Here is a 16,597-nt window from a genome sequence, read left to right as displayed (position 1 = left end):
TTGCATTATTGCCGGGGACACCTGCTTAGTGGTTCAGGAACTTTGGCGCGGTAGCGACGCAATCAAGTCTGCAAAACGCTGACCCTGTATCATGATATGGCCGCGCAATAAATTTGCGGTAAGTTCAGCCTCGCCTTGCAAGATAGCCTGTACCACCTGGTCATGTTCGTTATACGAATTGGCAACACGGTCACGTACGCGCAGTTGCAGGCGACGGTAAGGCCGCAGGCGGCGGTGCAGGTTAATCGCCTGCGTCTCCAGAAAATCATTATGGCTGCCGCGATAAATCAGGTAGTGAAACACTTCATTCTTGTAAAAATATTCGTCCGGGTCTTCCGCATCACGCGCTTCTTTGCAGGCTTCATGGGCAGTTTTTAAATCAGCCTGTTCCTGTTTCGACATGCGGCGTGCCGCCATGCGGCCACACATGGCTTCAAACTCTGCCATGACTTCAAACATCTCCACCAGTTGCTGCGGGCTGATCGTGGCGACTTGAGCCCCGCGCCTTGGCCGCATTTCTATGATGCCCATCGATGCCAGTTGTATCAGTGCCTCACGGATGGGTGTGCGCGATACGCCAAAGCGCTCGGCCAGCTCTGTTTCATCGAGATGATGGCCAGGCTGTAGTTGCCCTGTTGCTATCAACTCTTCTATTTCTTCTCGCAGGCTGGCTGAACGGTTTTTCATTTTGCTGTGCATTTAAGTAATTCATGCGTCCAGTATATATTCAAGTTGACTTTGAATGCAAAATAGTCGATCTTGTATACAAGAATTTTAATAAAGCATACAAAGCAGAGCTTTAAGCGGGATATGCAAAGAGCAAAGACAGGGAAAAACCTTGTCAAAAAGAGATGTCGCATCCATAAAAACCTTAGGAGTAATCATGTCGCAACTGAAGAGAAGAACAGTCTTGCAAGCTTTAAGTCTGACACCCTTGGCGGCGGCATGGTCGCCATCATGGGCGCAAAGCACAGCCTTAAAGATTTCCCACCAATTCCCTGGTGGCACGCTGGAAGAAGGCGATTTTCGTGATCGCCTGTGTCGCATGTTTGCCGCAGAAGTACAAAAGCGCACGAATGGCAGCCTGAAGTTTGAGGTTTACCCCGGTTCTTCTTTGATGAAGACCAATGCGCAATTCTCATCCATGCGTAAGGGCGCGCTGGATTTGTCGCTGGTGCCTTTATCGTATGCCGGTGGTGAAGTACCAGAAGTGAATATTGGCCTCATGCCCGGCCTGGTGCCATCCTATGAAGTTGGTGCAGCATGGAAAAATGCTGAAGTCGGCAAAGAGCTTAATAAACTCTTGCTCGACAAGGGCATCGTTATAGTTAGCTGGATCTGGCAGGCGGGTGGCGTGGCATCGCGCACCAAGGCCGTGGTGGACCCGGATGATGTCAAGGGCATGAAGATACGTGGTGGTTCACGTGAAGTCGATCTGGTATTAAAAGCTGCTGGTGCTGCCGTCGTATCCCTGCCATCGAATGAAATCTATGCTGCCATGCAGACAGGGGCGATGGAAGCAGCCATGACTTCATCGACTTCCCTGATTTCTTTCCGCCTCGAAGAAGTATCCAAGTTCCTGACCAGTGGCCGCGGCCAAAGTTACTGGTATATGTTTGAGCCCTTGATGATGTCGAAAGTGATTTTTGACAAGCTGACGAAAGACCAGCAAAACGCCATCATGACCGTTGGTGCAGAACTGGAAGCTTTTGCCATCAAGGCTGCCAAGCAGGACGATATTGCAGTTGCCACCGTCTATGAAAAGAAAGGTGCCAAGGTCGTCGACCTGAATGCCGCCACCGTCAAGAAATGGCAAACTATTGCCCGCACAACGGCCTGGAAAGACTATGCCGACAAAAATGAAAACTGCGCCAAATTGCTGAAACTGGCGGAGAAATTACTATGAGCCATGGCTTTGAAATGGAAGGCAAGGGAGGGCCTTCAGGTCCCCCGGTTCCGGACGATCCCTTTGTGGCAAAAATAGCGAAAGTGCTGGACTGGCTTAACAAAGCCATCGTCAGTATATCCATGTTTGCCATGTTGCTGACGGCCTTCATCCTCACTTATTCTGTCGTCACGCGCTATTTGTTCAAGATACCGACAGACTGGCAGGATGAAGCATCGGTATTCATGCTGATAGGCGTGACTTTCTTTTCTGCGGCTTACGTGCAGTCTTATCGTGGTCATATAGGTATAGAAGTCTTGTCATCCATCCTGCCTCCGGCAGTCAACCGCTTTCGCCTGTTGCTGGTAGATATCATCAGTGCGACATTCTGCATGTTCTTTTCCTGGAAATCCTGGACGCTGTTCCATGAAGCCTGGGTAGATGGGCAAACGACTTCATCGACATTCGCTCCACCCTTGTGGATACCCTATGCCATGATGGCGACTGGCATGACCCTGCTGTCGTTGCAAATCCTGGTGCAGTTACTGGCTGCCGCCACCAATACAAGCAACAAAGGGAGGCCAGCATGAGTCCGCTTACCCTTGGCGTCTTATATGGCATTGTGACCCTGGTCGTGATGTTTTCCGGCATGCCCATCGCCTTTGCTTTGGGTGTAGTGGCCACTGGCTTCATGTACTTTTTCATGCCTGCTGCGTCACTCGATACCATCACCCAGAACGTCTATGAAGAAATGGCATCGATCACCTTGCTGTCGATACCGCTGTTCATTTTAAAAGGTGCGGCGATAGGCAAATCACCTGCCGGACGTGACCTGTATTCTGCCATTCATGCATGGTTGCACAAGGTGCCGGGTGGTCTGGGTATCGCCAATGTATTTGCATGCGCCATGTTTGCGGCCATGGCTGGTTCTTCGCCTGCGACTTGCTCGGCCATCGGTTCTGCTGGCATCCCTGAAATGCGCAGGCGTGGTTATTCACCGGGCTTTGCTGCAGGCATTATCGCTGCTGGTGGTACTCTGGGTATTTTGTTGCCGCCATCAATCACCATGATCCTGTATGCGGTTGCCGCTGAACAGTCTTTGGGGCGTTTGTTTTTGGCTGGTATAGGACCTGGCATCTTGCTGGTGATTTTATTCTCTGGCTATGCGGTCTACAGGGCGCGTCGTGAGTATGCGATTGCGTATAAGGCTTACGAACAGGGCGGTGTCAAATCAGCTTATCTGGAAGAGGAGCATTTCAGCCTCGCACAAAAAGTCGAGATGCTGCCACGGGTTTTGCCTTTCGTCATCCTGCTCATCGGTGTCATGGTGGCCTTGTATGGCGGTTATGCAACACCGTCCGAAACAGCAGGTCTCGGTGCCTTGCTGGCCATGGTGCTCATCGCTGTCGTGTATGGCGTCTGGCGACCAAAAGATATTTCACCCTTCATCACTTCAACGATCAAAGAATCGACCATGCTGCTGTTCATCATAGGCATGTCGCTGTTATATTCTTATGTCATGAGTTATTTGCACATCAGCCAGTCAGCCGCGCAATGGGTGGTCGATCTGCACCTCAGTAAATGGATGTTGCTGACGGTGATCTTGCTGATGGTGGTGGTGTTTGGTTTCTTCCTGCCGCCGGTATCGATTATCCTGATGATGTGTCCCATCATCTTGCCGCCATTGAAGGTAGCTGGCTTTGATCTGATCTGGTTTGGTGTGGTCATGACCATCGTCATGGAGATGGGTCTCATACATCCACCTGTGGGTTTGAATATTTTTGTCATCAAGAATATCGCACCCGATATACCCTTGAAGGATATCGTCTGGGGTGTCATGCCTTTTCTGTTATTGATGCTGGTGGCCGTGATTTTATTATGCATATTTCCACAGATCGCCACCGCATTTCCTGATGCCTTGATGGGAGCAAAATAATGACCGCAGCCGGTCGCTGGAACACCCTGCAAACCAACCGCCAGCAGCGCCTGCAAAGGGCTGCCGTCGTACTGGGTAATGATTTGCAGGGCAAACTATTGCCGCAGCAGCGCATAGGTGATTGCCTGCATGCGGTACTGGAAGCAGGCGACCGGGTTTGCCTGGAAGGGAATAACCAGAAGCAGGCAGATTTTCTGGCCAAAGCACTCACCAGACTGGATGCAACACGCGTGCATGATTTGCACATGCTGCTATCCGTGCTGGCCCTGCCTGAGCATCTGGATGTATTTGACAAGGGCATCGCCAGCAAGCTGGATTTTTCTTTTTCGGGACCACAAGCGGCACGCCTGGCCAAACTGGCCTCGGCAGGTAAATTGAATATCGGTGCCATCCATACTTACCTGGAATTGTATGCACGCTATTTCGTTGACCTGACACCGCGCGTGGCCCTGGTGGCTGCGCAATCGGCAGACCGTGCAGGTAATTTATATACCGGTCCCAATACTGAAGATACGCCGACGATAGTAGAAGCCACGGCATTCAAATCCGGCATCGTGATTGCCCAGGTCAATGAAATAGTCGATGTCTTGCCGCGTGTCGATATCCCCGCAGGCTGGGTCGATTTCGTCGTGCAGGCACCGACACCGCATTACATAGAGCCCTTGTTCACCCGTGACCCGGCCTTGATCTCCGAGATACAGGTCTTGATGGCGATGATGGCTATCAAGGGCATCTATGCAGAATATGAAGTCAAACGCCTCAACCACGGCATAGGCTTTGATACTGCCGCGATAGAATTGCTCTTGCCCACCTATGCGGCATCGCTGGGGCTGAAAGGCAAGATCGCCAGCCACTGGGCGCTGAACCCGCATCCGGCCCTGATCCCCGCGATAGAAGCGGGCTTTGTTGAATCCGTGCATTCCTTCGGTTCTGAACTGGGTATGGAAGACTATATCCGCGCCCGGCCAGATGTTTTCTTTGTTGGTGCCGACGGCAGCATGCGTAGTAACCGTGCGCTGTCACAGGCAGCAGGACATTATGCCTGCGACATGTTCATAGGTTCCACCCTGCAAATCGATTTGCAGGGCAATTCATCAACGGCTACTTTGGGCCGCATCGCCGGTTTTGGTGGTGCGCCGAATATGGGGGCAGACGCACGTGGTCGCCGCCATGCCAGCCCCGCATGGCTAAAAGCAGGGCGCGAAGCACGTGCAGGCAGCAAGCAGATACCGCGCGGGCAAAAACTGGTGGTGCAAATGGTAGAGACTTTCCGCGAGCATATGCAACCAGCCTTTGTGGAAAAACTCGATGCCTGGCAATTGGCAGAGCAAGCGAAGATGGCGATTCCACCTGTCATGATTTATGGTGATGACGTCACTCATATACTGACTGAAGAAGGCATCGCCAATCTTCTTTTATGTCGCAGTGAAGAAGAGCGCGAACAAGCCATACGCGGTGTCGCAGGTTACACGCCAGTCGGCCTGGCACGTGACAAACGTATGGTAGAAAACCTGCGTGACCGCGGCATCATCAAACGCGCAGAAGACCTGGGCATAGACAAGCGCCTGGCCACGCGCGATCTGCTGGCCGCAAAGAATATGAAAGACCTGGTGCGCGCATCGGGCGGTTTATATCAGCCGCCTAAACGCTTCAGGAACTGGTAAGGATCATCATGGAAACTTTGGTATACCGTTTTGAGCAAGGGCAACGCAAGCTGGGGTCTGCTACGCAACTGGTCGGCGTGGTCAGCTCGGGCAATCTCGAAGTATTGGTGCAGACTGTGGATTTGCAGTTAGCCTGCGAGATAGAAATCAGCACGGCGGCTACTGGCTTTGGTGCGATCTGGCAAGCAGTCATGCATGACTTTAACCAGCGCTGGCAACTGGCTGATTGCCGCATTGCCATTAACGATATGGGGGCCACTCCTGCGGTGGTCAGCCTGCGCATGGACCAGGCCATAGAAGCCTGTCTGGAGCAAGTCAAATGAGCAGCTATCTGGAAGCAACGGCCAGGCAAAGAGTGGCCGCACTGATCAGCGATTTCACAGAATTTTTACCGCCTGCAAAAGAATGGACCAGCCCACATCTGCCACAACTGAACGCACCGGTTTCTTTTGATGATGGCGTCGTCATCGGTCGCGGCACTATCGATGGCAGACAGGTCTATGTCGCTGCTCAGGAAGGTGGTTTCATGGGCGGTGCAGTTGGCGAAGTGCATGGGGCCAAGTTGGTTGGGCTCATGCGTGCTGCGGTCATCCATAAACCGCAGGCACTGGTCCTGCTGGCAGAGTCGGGTGGTGTACGCCTGCATGAAGCCAATGCGGGCCTGATCGCCGTGTCTGAAGTCTTGCGTGCCTTGCTGGCTGTGCGTGCGGCGGGCATACCTGTCATTGTCGTCATCGGCGGCAGTAATGGCTGCTTTGGTGGCATGGGCATAGTCTCGCGCTGCGCGAATGTCATCATCATGTCGGAAGAAGCGCGCCTCGCCATGTCTGGCCCCGAAGTCATAGAAACCGCGAATGGCGTAGAAGAATTTGACTCACGCGACCGTGCGCTGGTATGGCGTACCACAGGCGGCAAGCATCGCTACCTGTTAGGCGATTGCCAGATGCTGGTGGCTGACGATGATGCTGCCTTCAAGACCGCGATAGTGCAAGCCATGCAGGAGAGTGTACAAAGCGAAGTTGCCCTTAGTCTGGCTGCACTGGAAGCAGAACAAAAAATGCTGACTGCACGCCTGCAAGATTTTGCTAACAAGACCGAACCTATGGATATCTGGGCTGCCATGGGCATAGAACATCCTGAAGATATTGCTATGCTCGATACCGACGCTTTCCTGCAACTGAGCGCCAGTATTAAGCAGGCGGAGCGCCAACATGGATAGCTTGCAATTGCTTGCACAATTATTCCCGCAAGGCCATGAGGTCACTATCGTTGATGATTTTATCTCTGGCACAGCGAATGTAGCTGGACAAGATGTCAGCGTCATCGGCACCAGCGGCCATACACCCATAGGTGTGGAGATCGCACTGGCACAAGCCAGGGCAGTGCTGGCGACGGTGCGTGATCATCCGCAAAGGCCGATACTCTTGCTGGTAGATACCCAGGGCCAGCGTTTGCGCCATCGCGATGAGATGCTGGGCATTAACAGCTATATGGCACATCTTGGTATGTGCATAGACTTAGCCAGACAATCTGGTCACAAGATCATCGCGCTGGTCTATGACCAGGCCCTTTCTGGTGGCTTCATCACCAGTGGCATGATGGCCGATGCCTGCTATGCCTTGCCAGCAGCCACCATACGCGTCATGGGTTTGCCAGCGATGGCACGCATTACCAAGGTGCCTGAAGAAAAGCTGACTGCGCTGGCATTGCATAATCCCGTATTCGCCCCCGGCCCTAAAAACTATGAACGCATGGGCGGCGTGCAGTCGATATGGGAAGGCGATCTGGCACTGTGCTTGCGCGAGGCCCTGCTGCAGGCAGATGCAACTGACAGACGCAGTGAACTGGGTCAGCAGCGTGGTGGACGCCGCAAGTCGCAGGAGGTAATAGAGGCTGTTCTATCTCAGGCGGCACAAGTACAATAAGGTATGGACAGTATCGCGCAATATCAAAGACATGATCTGGTCTGGCTTGCTGACGAAGCATGGCTGGCTGTTTTGCAGTCTTTTGGCGCACCAGAGCTGCTCAGGCAATGGCAGCAGGAAGAATGGCCAGCCGTAGTCACACGCCGTCATCCTGATGCGGCGGAAGATGAAGTCTGCATAGGTTTCCCGCTACCGCCTGTCAATGGCAACAAGCCGCGCTTTGCTGCGATAGTAAAAGCCGAGCACATCGCCATCCACCAGTCTGCCTTGTCCCTGCATACTGTCATCGCAGTTGTGCCACATGCCTGGCAGGCAGGCTTGCAAAGTCTGCATCAACAAGCCCTGATGGCGGGTATCAAGCTACGTGTGTATGGCTCGGTCGCCATGCAATTTTTGACGGGGCAAGATTATCTGAGTGCGACTTCAGATATCGACATCCTGTTCCGGCCTTATCACCAGGCGCAATTGCGTGCGGGTCTGGCGCTGTTGCAGGAGCAGCAGCTGGAGCAGCAGGGCTTGCCTATTGATGGCGAGATTATCTTCCCCGGTGAGGCCGCAGTGGCCTGGAGAGAATGGATACAGCCCGCCCACCCAGGACAGGATTTTAATCAGCAACGCGTGATGGTCAAGGACATGCATGGCGTCAGCCTGCGTACGCGGCAAAGCTTATGCGAGCTTTTAGCTGAGGGTGAATTGCCATGCTAAGGCAGGCACCTGTGCAGCTTGAGCGATATTCAGTTCAAGTGCCGACAGTTTCGCGTCAAAGAACAAATAGCTCGCAGCAGATCGCCATACTCGCAGTGCGCAGCCTGTATGCCGAACTGGTCTTGTATCCCAAGCCCGGCCTGGTATCCCTGCGCGACAATGGCAGCCATGCAGACATGGATGCAAGCTGCTTCATGCGCAGCCTGTTTTCGCTACGCCACTACTTCAGGGACATTGCACTCGCCGGTGCCGCTGGTGCTGAATTCAAAGTGCTAAAGCAACTGGGCATAGCAGCAGAACAGCGCATGCTGAAAGCGACCAGGGGCATTAATACGCATCGCGGTGCCATTTTTGCCTTGGGTATGCTCAGTGCAGCGGCTGGATATTGTTTATCGAATGACGGTGTATTGACGGAGGCAACTTTACGACTAGCCCTTATTTCGCAATGGGGGCAGGCATTGGCTGAGCATAGTGCTCCAGAAGATGCGCCTCATCTCAGTCACGGTTTGCAGGCCGCAAAACAATACGCGGCCAGCGGTGCCAGGGAAGAGGCTGCGTTGGGATTTCCCTCCATCTTTGAACTTGCTTTGCCACGTCTGCAGCAAAGCCTGCGAGAAGGCCGTAAGCTGCATCTGGCGCAGATAGATTGTTTCTTCACGCTGATGGCTCACATCAGCGACACCAACTTGTATCACCGTGGTGGTGCGACAGGTATAGCTTACGCCAGGGATGCTGCAAAAAATTTCCTGCAGCAGGGCGGCACAGCCAATTCAGCATGGTTGCGTCTGGCAGAAAACTATCATCAGGAATTTATCACGCGCAGGTTGTCGCCGGGTGGTGCGGCTGACATGCTGGCAGCAAGCTGCTTTGTGCAGCTATGTCAGGAAGAATTTTCTACGGCGAGGATACATGAATAAGTTTGCCCTGCTATGTCCGGGGCAGGGTGCGCAATCTGTCGATATGTTCGCGCTGGCAAATCAGCATATGCAGGCAGCCAGTTTTTTGCACGGAGTCTTGAACCGTAAGATAGGGCAACATACACTCGCAGATGCACTTTCATCGCCAGATCTGCTATTTGAAAATCGCTATGCCCAGCCTTTGATCGTCGCAGCCACGCTGGCCAACTGGCTGGCGTTACGGGATAATTTACCGCAGCCAGATTTGATTGCCGGATATAGCATAGGCGAAATCGCTGCACATGCGGTCAGCGCTAGCATGGATGCACAAGCTGCACTGCAACTTGCCACTACCCGCGCCAGTTTGATGCAGGCTTGCGTGCATGATCCGCAACGCATGCTGGCAGTGTCTGGCGTTGCCATCGCCGATATAGAAAAATTTGCAGCAAGCCATGATCTGCACGTCGCCATCATCACGGCTGACAACAAGGCCATCATCGCTGGACTGGCAGAACACATCAGCGCGGCAATACCAGAAATAGCCAGACTGCCAGGGCATGATATTACGCGTACAGAGATTGCAGTACACATCGCCTCGCATACTCCCCTGATGCTGGCTGCTGTGCCGGGTTTTGCGCAAGCGCTGAACGACACTCCCATGCATGAAACCAGCGTTCCTGTATTGGCAGGTATCAACGCCGAAAAAGTCACAGAGCCAGCGATCATACGCAGCAGCTTGCTGGCACAATTGACGCGGACCATACAATGGCATGCCTGCATGGATGCACTGGCTGAAAACGGCATCAGCTATGTGCTGGAACTGGGGCCGGGTTCTGCACTGTCCAAAATGCTGCAGACCCGCCACCCGCACATTGCCTGCCGTTCCATCGCAGATTTTCGTAGCCTTGACGGCGTAATTCAATGGATACGACGCCAGAACGAGAATTGAATTTCATACTGCTGAATGCGCCAATGACAGGAGAGCTCATGAAACGTATTACACTGGCACTTACTATCATTTCTGTTTAGATCACCATGACGATCAACACCCAGGCCCAGGCTGCCGAACGCCTTCCTGCGATACCGCCATCGCAATACACAGAAGAACAAAAGAAAGCTGCGGAAGAATTCCTGGCAACGCGCAAGGTGCCAGTCTTTGGCCCTTTCGAGCCCTTGATGCACAGCCCGCAAGTCATGAGCCAGGCACGCGCTATGGGCGATTATCTGCGTTACCAATCCGCATTAGGCACCACACTCAGCGAACTGGTGATACTGATCACTGCTAGAGAATGGTCGCAGGATTATGAATGGTATGTCCATCATCCCATCGCTCTTAAGGCGGGTATCAAGCCAGAAGTGACAGCAGCAATTGCCGATGGCAGACGCCCGACAGGCATGACAGACGATGAAGAGATCGTTTATGACTTTTCAATGGAGTTACACAAGAACAAACGTGTGTCCGACCACAGCTACGAACGTGCAGAAAAGCGCTTTGGTAAGAAGGGAATAGTGGATCTGACAGGCATCAACGCCTATTACACTTTGCTGGCCATGCAGATGAATGTGGCGCAGTATCAGCTACCCAGGGATGGGAAGAAGCTGGTGCGCTTTCCTGAATAAATCAAACAGCCTGGAAATCAAAATAACAAGACAAAAAAATGGGGCCAATGCCCCATTTTTTCACATCTGCAATATTTGCTGCCAGCTACGATGAGCTGCGATCAGTAACGACGACGTTGCTGACCACCACCTGATGGCCCGCGTGTTTCAATATGGCGGAAAGTAATTCTGCCCTTGCTCAAATCATAAGGGGACAATTCCAGTGTCACCTTGTCACCGGCCAGTATGCGTATGTGATGCTGACGCATTTTGCCGGACGTGTAAGCGATCAGTTTGTGACCGTTTTCCAGATTCACACGAAAACGTGAATCGGGCAGCACTTCTTCAACTTGACCACTCATTTCCAACAGTTCTTCTTTTGCCATGGTTTTTTCATCTTTATAGTAGGGCGTGACACCTGTGCACAGACTGCGTCACTGATGGCAGATGATCACATAATCATCTGCAAGGGATTACGGTGAACTCACTTCTGATTGCCTGAAGCTAAAGCCGCAAGAGTGTGAGTGTTGAAAGAGGCTGTGCACCGATGGTTTTGCCATCACATCAACACAGTACTTGGATACCAGCGAGAAGAATGCGCTAAAGGCCAGTAGGTAATACAGAAGTTCTCAACAGCTTGTTACTGGAGACGCTTATTTCAGGAACACAGCGCAGAAACACAGCAATTTATCAGAAGATAAGAATTCTTTTGCAATAGGATTATACCCTGAATACCATACTTTCCTCGTGATTTGTCGATAAATCGCCAGAGAAATGAGCAAAATGCTGTCTTTTTATTGTCAAATTGCTTTGTTAAGCCGCAATCCGCTGTCATTGATGCAAATCAATTTCACATGCACTTGTCAATTTCAAACCAAACAGGTTTTTAAGACATCTCAATGCCTTGCTGATTAGCGATGCCTCAAGGCTTCCACCACCAGATTAAAGGCCGGTGAAGAATGCCTGCGGCTGGGATAATACAAATGATAACCAGGGAAGACCGGGCACCAGTCCTGCAGCACTTGCATCATGCTGCGCATGTAAAAACATCGACCTTATATTTCAAAGACTGACTTGTTGTATATATTCGCAATAGGCTTTTTGCACATCGGTACGGCGTAACAAGCCTGTGTGTCCAGCGTCCTTGATGAATAACTGGCGCTTGGTCTTGGACGGAATTGCTTCATATACCTTTTGCCCAAGTTCTGCCGGAGTCTGCTTGTCTTTTTCTGCCGTCAGTACCAGCGTTGGCCCCTGGTAGTGCGACATCGCCCTGATGTTATCTACCTGCTGCAAGCTTTCCTGGATATTGATGCTGACAAAAGGCTTGGCATACCACGGAGTGGACAGCGACACCATGTCCCTGACATTGCTGGCCGTGGTTTCCAGGACGATGCCATCTGGCTGGCGCTGTTCCGCAATAAAGCCAGTCGCAAAACTGCCCATGGAGTGCCCGTGCACGACCAGTTTGCCAGTAGTTTTGGCGCGCACAGCATCATAAATTTTCAAGGCATCTTCCTGCAGGTTTTTAATGTCAGGCATACCTGCAGTGCGACCATAACCGCGATAGTCAAAGCTCACCAGATTGACATTGCAACTGCCTATGTTTTTCAACATGAAAGGCAATGAGTCTTCCACATGAGAGAGGTTGCCACCAAAATACAGTACGGTGACTTTGCTGCCATTTTGATGGAATGCAGCACCTTCCAGCCTGGTCTGGTCGGCGGCGATGACAGTTTCATCCTTGAGCTGTACCGCCGGATTGATTTTCTGTATATCGTCCTGCGTCAATTTTTGCCTGAGCTTATAGCCGGTTGAACTGTCGGGACGTATGTATTGCTTGTCAGTGATGTCAACATGCATGCACGCCACCAGCTGGCTGCTGGCTCCAACAACAAGTGCAGCTAAAAACCAGTTTGATTTAATAAGGCGCATGCTGTCTCCGCTATTTCACTATGAACAAGTACGGGCAATATTATCACGTGGATTCTTGTATTATTCTGTCCCAATAAGGCGGCTCACCAAATGTGCTGCGCAGGTGAGCGATAAACAATTGCGCTTTTGCTGCATGTGAACGGCCAGGCATGCGCACTGCATGTATGCCTGGCCGTATCTTTGCTTGGGTGTTGCTGGCGTTGGGGAATAGGGAGATCAAATGCCCGGCTTCCAGAGCGTCACAGACCATCCAGCTGGCCAGGTGGACTATGCCTATACCTGCCAGTGCAGCCTGCAGCAATGACTCGGTATCGTCAGAGCGCAGGCTGCCGCGTATTGGCAGGCTGGTCTCGCGATTTACGCCGGGGTAGGTCCACCAGCCAGTTGGTATCGGTGGTGTGGCTATCGTCAGGCAATTATGCTTGAGCAAATCTTGTGGTGAGGCTGGCCTGCCATGGCGGGCCAGATAAGCCGGGCTGGCGCAGGTCAGTCTGTACAGTGGTGCCAGTGTGGTCGCCACCAGGTCACTATCCGGCAGCACGCCTATGCGTACTGCGACATCGACTCTGCGCGTGGACAGATCAACGATGTCATCGCTGACATGTAAATCCACTTCCATCAAGGGATAACGATTGAGGAAGCTGGCAACAGCCGGGGCAATATGTCGTCTGCCAAACGCGGAGGGGGCAGTGACCGTCAGCAAACCACGCGGATCAGCATTCAATGCTGACATGGCTTGCCGCGCATCAGCCAGCTCTGCAGCGATGTTTTTTGCTCTTGGCAAAAACTGTTCGCCGGAATCGGTCAGCAGCAGCCGTCTGGAACTGCGGTGGAATAATTTGATGCCCAGCTCTGCTTCCAGCGCATCTATCTTGCGTGAGATGGATGACACAGCCACATCATGTTTTTTCGCCACGGCAGACAGGCTGCCCGCTTCATATACTTCCAGAAAAACCTGTATTGCATCGAACATGGCGGGCTCTCTTTAGTTTGCGGAAATCGCAAAGATGATTTGCATATTGGATGATTGTACTGATTTTTGCAAAGAAATAGAATCTCTCACATCAACAAACCTTCTTCAACAAACCTTTTTCAACAACACCTGGCGAATAGCCCCAAGGAAGAGAACATGATCAAGAACACTTTGCATAAATTAGCCCACGCTGCCATATACCTGTCCATCGCCGGCGCATTCGGCATGACTAGCGGTGCAGCTTATTCAGCAGCACCCATGGTAAAAACTTCTGCTCCGGCGTATTACCGCACTATGCTGGGCGCGTTTGAAGTGACGGCACTCAGCGACGGCACCGTCAAACTGCCAGTAGAAAAAATATTGATGGAGCCTGAGCAAAAAACCAAAGATGCCCTGGCAAAATCATTTTTGCAGGCACCGTTGGAAACCTCGGTGAATGCCTATCTGATTAACACTGGCAACAAGTTGATACTGATAGATGCTGGCACCAGCAATCTGTTTGGCCCCAGCCTGGGCAAGCTCATCGCCAATCTCAAGGCATCTGGTTATGAAGCTTCGCAGATAGACGATATCTATTTGACGCATTTACATCCTGACCATGTGGGTGGCTTGATGGTCAATGGTGCAATGGCTTTTAATAAGGCCACTATCCATGTGCATCAGGCAGAAGCTGATTACTGGCTAAGCCAAAAAAACATGGAGCAGGCACCAGCAGATGCCAAGTCTTTTTTCCAGGGTGCGATGGCTTCGCTTAATCCCTATAAGGATGCGAACAAGCTGCAAACCTTTAGTGCTGATGGGGAGTTGCTGCCAGGTCTCACCGCGCATTCCACGCATGGCCACACTGCTGGGCATACCTCTTATCTGGTTGAAAGCCAGGGAGAAAAAATGCTGGTGGTTGGCGACCTGATCCACGTCGCATCCGTGCAGCTCGACAAACCTGAAGTGACAGTGACTTTTGATAGCCATGCCAAAGCAGCCTCTGCCATGCGCCAGAAAGTATTTGCGCAGGCAGCAAAAGACGGTGTCATCATCGCTGCCTCACACATACAGTTCCCTGGCATGGGGCGCTTGAAAAAGACGGGTAACTCTTATCAATGGGTACCAGTCAATTTCACTCTGATGCCTTGAATTACTACAAACCAGTAAAGCCCGTTGCGGCAGTTGGTGCACGTGCACCTGACTGCCGCATCAGCATGATCAACTTATTTGCTGTAGATATTCGCAATAGGTTTTTTGCACATCCTCACGCTTTAACATGCCCGTGTGCCCTTGATCTTTCAGGAGCACAAGACGCTTATTGCCAGCGGGGATGGCGTCATACACTTTTTGTCCAAGTTCAGCCGGGAATTGCACATCTTTTTCACCGTTAAAGACCAGGCTGGGGCCATGGTAAGTGGATACAGCTTTGACGTTGTCCAGTTTTTTCAGACTATCCTGAATATCCAGATTTACAAAAGGCCTCAAATACCAGGGCGAAACGTTCATTGCAATGTCTGTGACATTGTTTGCTGTGGCTTCTAGTATGATGCCGTCCGGCTTGCGCTGGCTGGCGATGTGCGCAGCAGAAAAGCTGCCCATGGAGTGGCCGTGGATGATGAGTTTGCCCTGGGTTTGTGCGCGTACTGCATCATAGATCTTGATTGCGTCGTCAAGCATGGCTGTGCTGTCAGGTACGCCAATGGTACGGCCATAGCCACGGTAGTCAAAATTCACGAGATTGAACTTGCAGGCACTCAGATTCTTTAGCAGGTAGGGCACACTTTCGTCCACATGGGACAAATTACCGCCAAAATATAATATGGTGACCTTGCTGCCCTCCTGCTGCAACGAGATACCTTCGATCTTGGTCTGGTCTGCCGCGACCACAGTTTCATCCTTGATACGGGCAGCAGGATTGATTTTCTTTATTTCTTCCAGTGCCATCCTCTTGGTGGACTTGTAACCAGTTGCGCTATCAGGGCGTATCAACTCTTTGTCGGTGATGTTAACGTGCATGCAGGCTGTCAATTGTGTTGCGGCTGCAAGCAGCAAAACTGCTCCCACATATTTCCCCGTTTTTTTTGTGTACATTTTGCCTCCATATTGTAAAAGGGAGGAAAATTTTAGCATGCGGTTTTCTTGAAAAGGAAGCCATTTTCATCGCAATTTCTGCCAGTATTTTTTGGGCGATTTCCGACAGAAAATTTGATAATGGATTTCAAGCATGGCGTCCGCATACAGCCTGGAAAAATGCAAAATGCAAAATGCAAAAGGCAAAATGCAAAAGGCGAAGGGCTTTTAAATGCGCATGATTTCAAGGCAGTGATGGATGCAAGGGCAGTGCATCCCTTTATCAATCAGGTAGCCCCAAGCATATCCTTGATTTTTGGGTAGATGGAACGCGAAACGGGTATCTCCTTTGAAAATGTCGTATCCATGGAATACTTCCCACCCGCAGCGATAGACAAGCGTTTGAAGTGCTGCATATTGACTACATAAGAGCGATGTACGCGTACAAAATTCTCAGGCAAGGCTTGCAGCATATTCTCCAGGGATTTTTCATGGAAATGCTGTTGACCATCGCAACAGATGATCTTGCAGTAGTGTCCGTCTGCCTGCAAGAAATCGATGTCGGCAATCGACAGTAGTTCTATGCTACCCATTTTTTTTACCGCCAGGCTGGCACTATGATTATCTGTTAGTGGCCGCTGCTCATAACGTTCAAATGCGAGAAATAAACGCTCCTGGCTAAATGGTTTGGGGACAAAATCGACAACGCCAAAACCAAAAGCAGTCACCGCCTGCTCAGTATGTGCAGAAATAATAATGACCTGAAAACTGGTGGCCTTTTCATTGCTCGCCATATGCTTCAATTGCAAAATCTTGAAACCATCTTCGCCCAGCACATTCAAGTCCAGCAATAACAAGTCAAAGCTGCTTGCATCAAGCAGGGCCAGGGCATCATCAAGATCATCGCAATGATGCAGTTGACTGAGTTTGCTTCCAAAATAGTGCCGGGTCTCGCGCAGCAGGCGCTGGGCGATCAGGGGTTCATCCTCGACGATCAATAATTTCATGGGCCTTCTTTTATCTGCGG

18 protein-coding genes and 1 pseudogene are annotated in these 16,597 nt (G+C 51.4%); 12 read left to right on the top strand and 7 right to left on the bottom strand.

Translation table 11 applies throughout. From position 1 onward, the window contains the following. Nucleotides 1–33 precede the first annotated feature (33 nt). On the bottom strand, nucleotides 34–687 hold the full coding sequence (locus DFR42_RS26385; RefSeq protein WP_110258083.1) for a GntR family transcriptional regulator: 654 nt from the start codon (nucleotides 685–687) through the stop codon (nucleotides 34–36). A gap of 196 nt (nucleotides 688–883) precedes the next feature. On the opposite strand from DFR42_RS26385, the gene dctP reads away from it, so the two are divergent. The 11 genes from dctP (at nucleotide 884) to DFR42_RS26330 (ending at nucleotide 10,631) form a co-directional block, all read left to right on the top strand. Further along, nucleotides 884–1,906, top strand: coding sequence for a TRAP transporter substrate-binding protein DctP (dctP, locus tag DFR42_RS26380; RefSeq protein WP_110258060.1), 1,023 nt, complete (start codon nucleotides 884–886; stop codon nucleotides 1,904–1,906). Beyond that, nucleotides 1,903–2,475, top strand: coding sequence for a TRAP transporter small permease (locus tag DFR42_RS26375; protein WP_110258059.1), 573 nt, complete (start codon nucleotides 1,903–1,905; stop codon nucleotides 2,473–2,475). The genes dctP and DFR42_RS26375 overlap by 4 nt, the downstream gene beginning before the upstream one ends. Next, nucleotides 2,472–3,821 carry a TRAP transporter large permease gene (locus DFR42_RS26370; RefSeq protein ID WP_110258058.1) on the top strand — a complete coding sequence of 450 codons (1,350 nt, stop codon included), beginning with the start codon at nucleotides 2,472–2,474 and terminating at the stop codon, nucleotides 3,819–3,821. Before DFR42_RS26375 ends, DFR42_RS26370 begins: the two co-directional genes overlap by 4 nt. Beyond that, nucleotides 3,821–5,485 (top strand): malonate decarboxylase subunit alpha, encoded by a 1,665-nt coding sequence (gene mdcA / locus DFR42_RS26365; protein WP_110258057.1) that lies wholly within the window; start codon nucleotides 3,821–3,823, stop codon nucleotides 5,483–5,485. The genes DFR42_RS26370 and mdcA overlap by 1 nt, the downstream gene beginning before the upstream one ends. An 8-nt stretch (nucleotides 5,486–5,493) precedes the next feature. Then, on the top strand, nucleotides 5,494–5,808 hold the full coding sequence (mdcC, locus tag DFR42_RS26360; RefSeq protein ID WP_110258056.1) for a malonate decarboxylase acyl carrier protein: 315 nt from the start codon (nucleotides 5,494–5,496) through the stop codon (nucleotides 5,806–5,808). Continuing rightward, nucleotides 5,805–6,704 (top strand): biotin-independent malonate decarboxylase subunit beta, encoded by a 900-nt coding sequence (locus DFR42_RS26355; RefSeq protein WP_110258055.1) that lies wholly within the window; start codon nucleotides 5,805–5,807, stop codon nucleotides 6,702–6,704. Before mdcC ends, DFR42_RS26355 begins: the two co-directional genes overlap by 4 nt. Beyond that, the gene (mdcE, locus tag DFR42_RS26350; RefSeq protein ID WP_110258054.1) at nucleotides 6,697–7,410 is read left to right on the top strand and encodes a biotin-independent malonate decarboxylase subunit gamma; all 714 of its coding nucleotides are present in this window, start codon (nucleotides 6,697–6,699) and stop codon (nucleotides 7,408–7,410) included. Before DFR42_RS26355 ends, mdcE begins: the two co-directional genes overlap by 8 nt. 3 nt (nucleotides 7,411–7,413) lie before the next feature. Then, complete coding sequence (gene mdcG / locus DFR42_RS26345; RefSeq protein WP_110258053.1) at nucleotides 7,414–8,115, top strand: malonate decarboxylase holo-[acyl-carrier-protein] synthase; 702 nt, start codon at nucleotides 7,414–7,416, stop codon at nucleotides 8,113–8,115. Between the two features lie 38 nt (nucleotides 8,116–8,153). Beyond that, nucleotides 8,154–9,032: a triphosphoribosyl-dephospho-CoA synthase MdcB gene (mdcB, locus tag DFR42_RS26340; protein ID WP_245937099.1), complete on the top strand. Its 879-nt coding sequence runs from the start codon at nucleotides 8,154–8,156 to the stop codon at nucleotides 9,030–9,032. Beyond that, nucleotides 9,025–9,960 carry an ACP S-malonyltransferase gene (locus DFR42_RS26335; protein WP_110258051.1) on the top strand — a complete coding sequence of 312 codons (936 nt, stop codon included), beginning with the start codon at nucleotides 9,025–9,027 and terminating at the stop codon, nucleotides 9,958–9,960. The genes mdcB and DFR42_RS26335 overlap by 8 nt, the downstream gene beginning before the upstream one ends. An 86-nt stretch (nucleotides 9,961–10,046) precedes the next feature. Beyond that, nucleotides 10,047–10,631 carry a carboxymuconolactone decarboxylase family protein gene (locus DFR42_RS26330; RefSeq protein WP_110258050.1) on the top strand — a complete coding sequence of 195 codons (585 nt, stop codon included), beginning with the start codon at nucleotides 10,047–10,049 and terminating at the stop codon, nucleotides 10,629–10,631. 101 nt (nucleotides 10,632–10,732) lie between these two features. On the opposite strand, the gene infA is transcribed toward DFR42_RS26330, so the two are convergent. The 4 genes and pseudogenes from infA to DFR42_RS26310 all read right to left on the bottom strand — a co-directional run bounded on the left by infA (nucleotide 10,733) and on the right by DFR42_RS26310 (nucleotide 13,518). Next, nucleotides 10,733–10,996: a translation initiation factor IF-1 gene (gene infA, locus DFR42_RS26325; protein ID WP_110258049.1), complete on the bottom strand. Its 264-nt coding sequence runs from the start codon at nucleotides 10,994–10,996 to the stop codon at nucleotides 10,733–10,735. A gap of 525 nt (nucleotides 10,997–11,521) precedes the next feature. Next, a pseudogene (locus DFR42_RS26320) lies at nucleotides 11,522–11,632 on the bottom strand (LysR family transcriptional regulator); the annotation flags it as partial. A gap of 40 nt (nucleotides 11,633–11,672) precedes the next feature. Beyond that, nucleotides 11,673–12,545 carry an alpha/beta hydrolase gene (locus DFR42_RS26315; RefSeq protein WP_110258048.1) on the bottom strand — a complete coding sequence of 291 codons (873 nt, stop codon included), beginning with the start codon at nucleotides 12,543–12,545 and terminating at the stop codon, nucleotides 11,673–11,675. 43 nt (nucleotides 12,546–12,588) lie between these two features. Next, entirely contained in the window at nucleotides 12,589–13,518 is a 930-nt protein-coding gene (locus DFR42_RS26310; RefSeq protein ID WP_110258047.1) for a LysR family transcriptional regulator, read from the bottom strand. Between the two features lie 156 nt (nucleotides 13,519–13,674). Between DFR42_RS26310 and DFR42_RS26305 the strand changes: the two genes are divergently transcribed. Beyond that, nucleotides 13,675–14,649 (top strand): MBL fold metallo-hydrolase, encoded by a 975-nt coding sequence (locus DFR42_RS26305; RefSeq protein WP_110258046.1) that lies wholly within the window; start codon nucleotides 13,675–13,677, stop codon nucleotides 14,647–14,649. 69 nt (nucleotides 14,650–14,718) lie between these two features. Here the strand turns inward: DFR42_RS26305 and DFR42_RS26300 are convergent, their stop codons facing one another. Next, nucleotides 14,719–15,591 carry an alpha/beta hydrolase gene (locus DFR42_RS26300; protein WP_170133702.1) on the bottom strand — a complete coding sequence of 291 codons (873 nt, stop codon included), beginning with the start codon at nucleotides 15,589–15,591 and terminating at the stop codon, nucleotides 14,719–14,721. 266 nt (nucleotides 15,592–15,857) lie between these two features. Beyond that, nucleotides 15,858–16,577, bottom strand: a complete 720-nt coding sequence (locus tag DFR42_RS26290; protein ID WP_110258043.1) for a LytR/AlgR family response regulator transcription factor — start codon at nucleotides 16,575–16,577, stop codon at nucleotides 15,858–15,860. Nucleotides 16,578–16,597 lie beyond the last annotated feature (20 nt).

This window comes from Undibacterium pigrum, assembly GCF_003201815.1.
Taxonomy (GTDB): domain Bacteria; phylum Pseudomonadota; class Gammaproteobacteria; order Burkholderiales; family Burkholderiaceae_D; genus Undibacterium; species Undibacterium pigrum.
The sequence above is the reverse complement of the archived record's forward strand: the minus strand, read 5'-3'. Positions and strand labels throughout refer to the sequence as shown.

Coding starts and splice junctions, on each gene's coding strand:
- mdcE (WP_110258054.1), top strand. CDS start 6,697: ATGGATAGCTTGCAATTGCTTGCACAATTATTCCCGCAAGGCCATGAG.
- mdcG (WP_110258053.1), top strand. CDS start 7,414: ATGGACAGTATCGCGCAATATCAAAGACATGATCTGGTCTGGCTTGCT.
- DFR42_RS26370 (WP_110258058.1), top strand. CDS start 2,472: ATGAGTCCGCTTACCCTTGGCGTCTTATATGGCATTGTGACCCTGGTC.
- DFR42_RS26375 (WP_110258059.1), top strand. CDS start 1,903: ATGAGCCATGGCTTTGAAATGGAAGGCAAGGGAGGGCCTTCAGGTCCC.
- DFR42_RS26305 (WP_110258046.1), top strand. CDS start 13,675: ATGATCAAGAACACTTTGCATAAATTAGCCCACGCTGCCATATACCTG.
- dctP (WP_110258060.1), top strand. CDS start 884: ATGTCGCAACTGAAGAGAAGAACAGTCTTGCAAGCTTTAAGTCTGACA.
- mdcC (WP_110258056.1), top strand. CDS start 5,494: ATGGAAACTTTGGTATACCGTTTTGAGCAAGGGCAACGCAAGCTGGGG.
- DFR42_RS26335 (WP_110258051.1), top strand. CDS start 9,025: ATGAATAAGTTTGCCCTGCTATGTCCGGGGCAGGGTGCGCAATCTGTC.
- DFR42_RS26330 (WP_110258050.1), top strand. CDS start 10,047: ATGACGATCAACACCCAGGCCCAGGCTGCCGAACGCCTTCCTGCGATA.
- infA (WP_110258049.1), bottom strand. CDS start 10,996: ATGGCAAAAGAAGAACTGTTGGAAATGAGTGGTCAAGTTGAAGAAGTG.
- DFR42_RS26290 (WP_110258043.1), bottom strand. CDS start 16,577: ATGAAATTATTGATCGTCGAGGATGAACCCCTGATCGCCCAGCGCCTG.
- mdcA (WP_110258057.1), top strand. CDS start 3,821: ATGACCGCAGCCGGTCGCTGGAACACCCTGCAAACCAACCGCCAGCAG.
- DFR42_RS26315 (WP_110258048.1), bottom strand. CDS start 12,545: ATGCGCCTTATTAAATCAAACTGGTTTTTAGCTGCACTTGTTGTTGGA.
- DFR42_RS26355 (WP_110258055.1), top strand. CDS start 5,805: ATGAGCAGCTATCTGGAAGCAACGGCCAGGCAAAGAGTGGCCGCACTG.
- DFR42_RS26310 (WP_110258047.1), bottom strand. CDS start 13,518: ATGTTCGATGCAATACAGGTTTTTCTGGAAGTATATGAAGCGGGCAGC.
- DFR42_RS26385 (WP_110258083.1), bottom strand. CDS start 687: ATGAAAAACCGTTCAGCCAGCCTGCGAGAAGAAATAGAAGAGTTGATA.
- DFR42_RS26300 (WP_170133702.1), bottom strand. CDS start 15,591: ATGTACACAAAAAAAACGGGGAAATATGTGGGAGCAGTTTTGCTGCTT.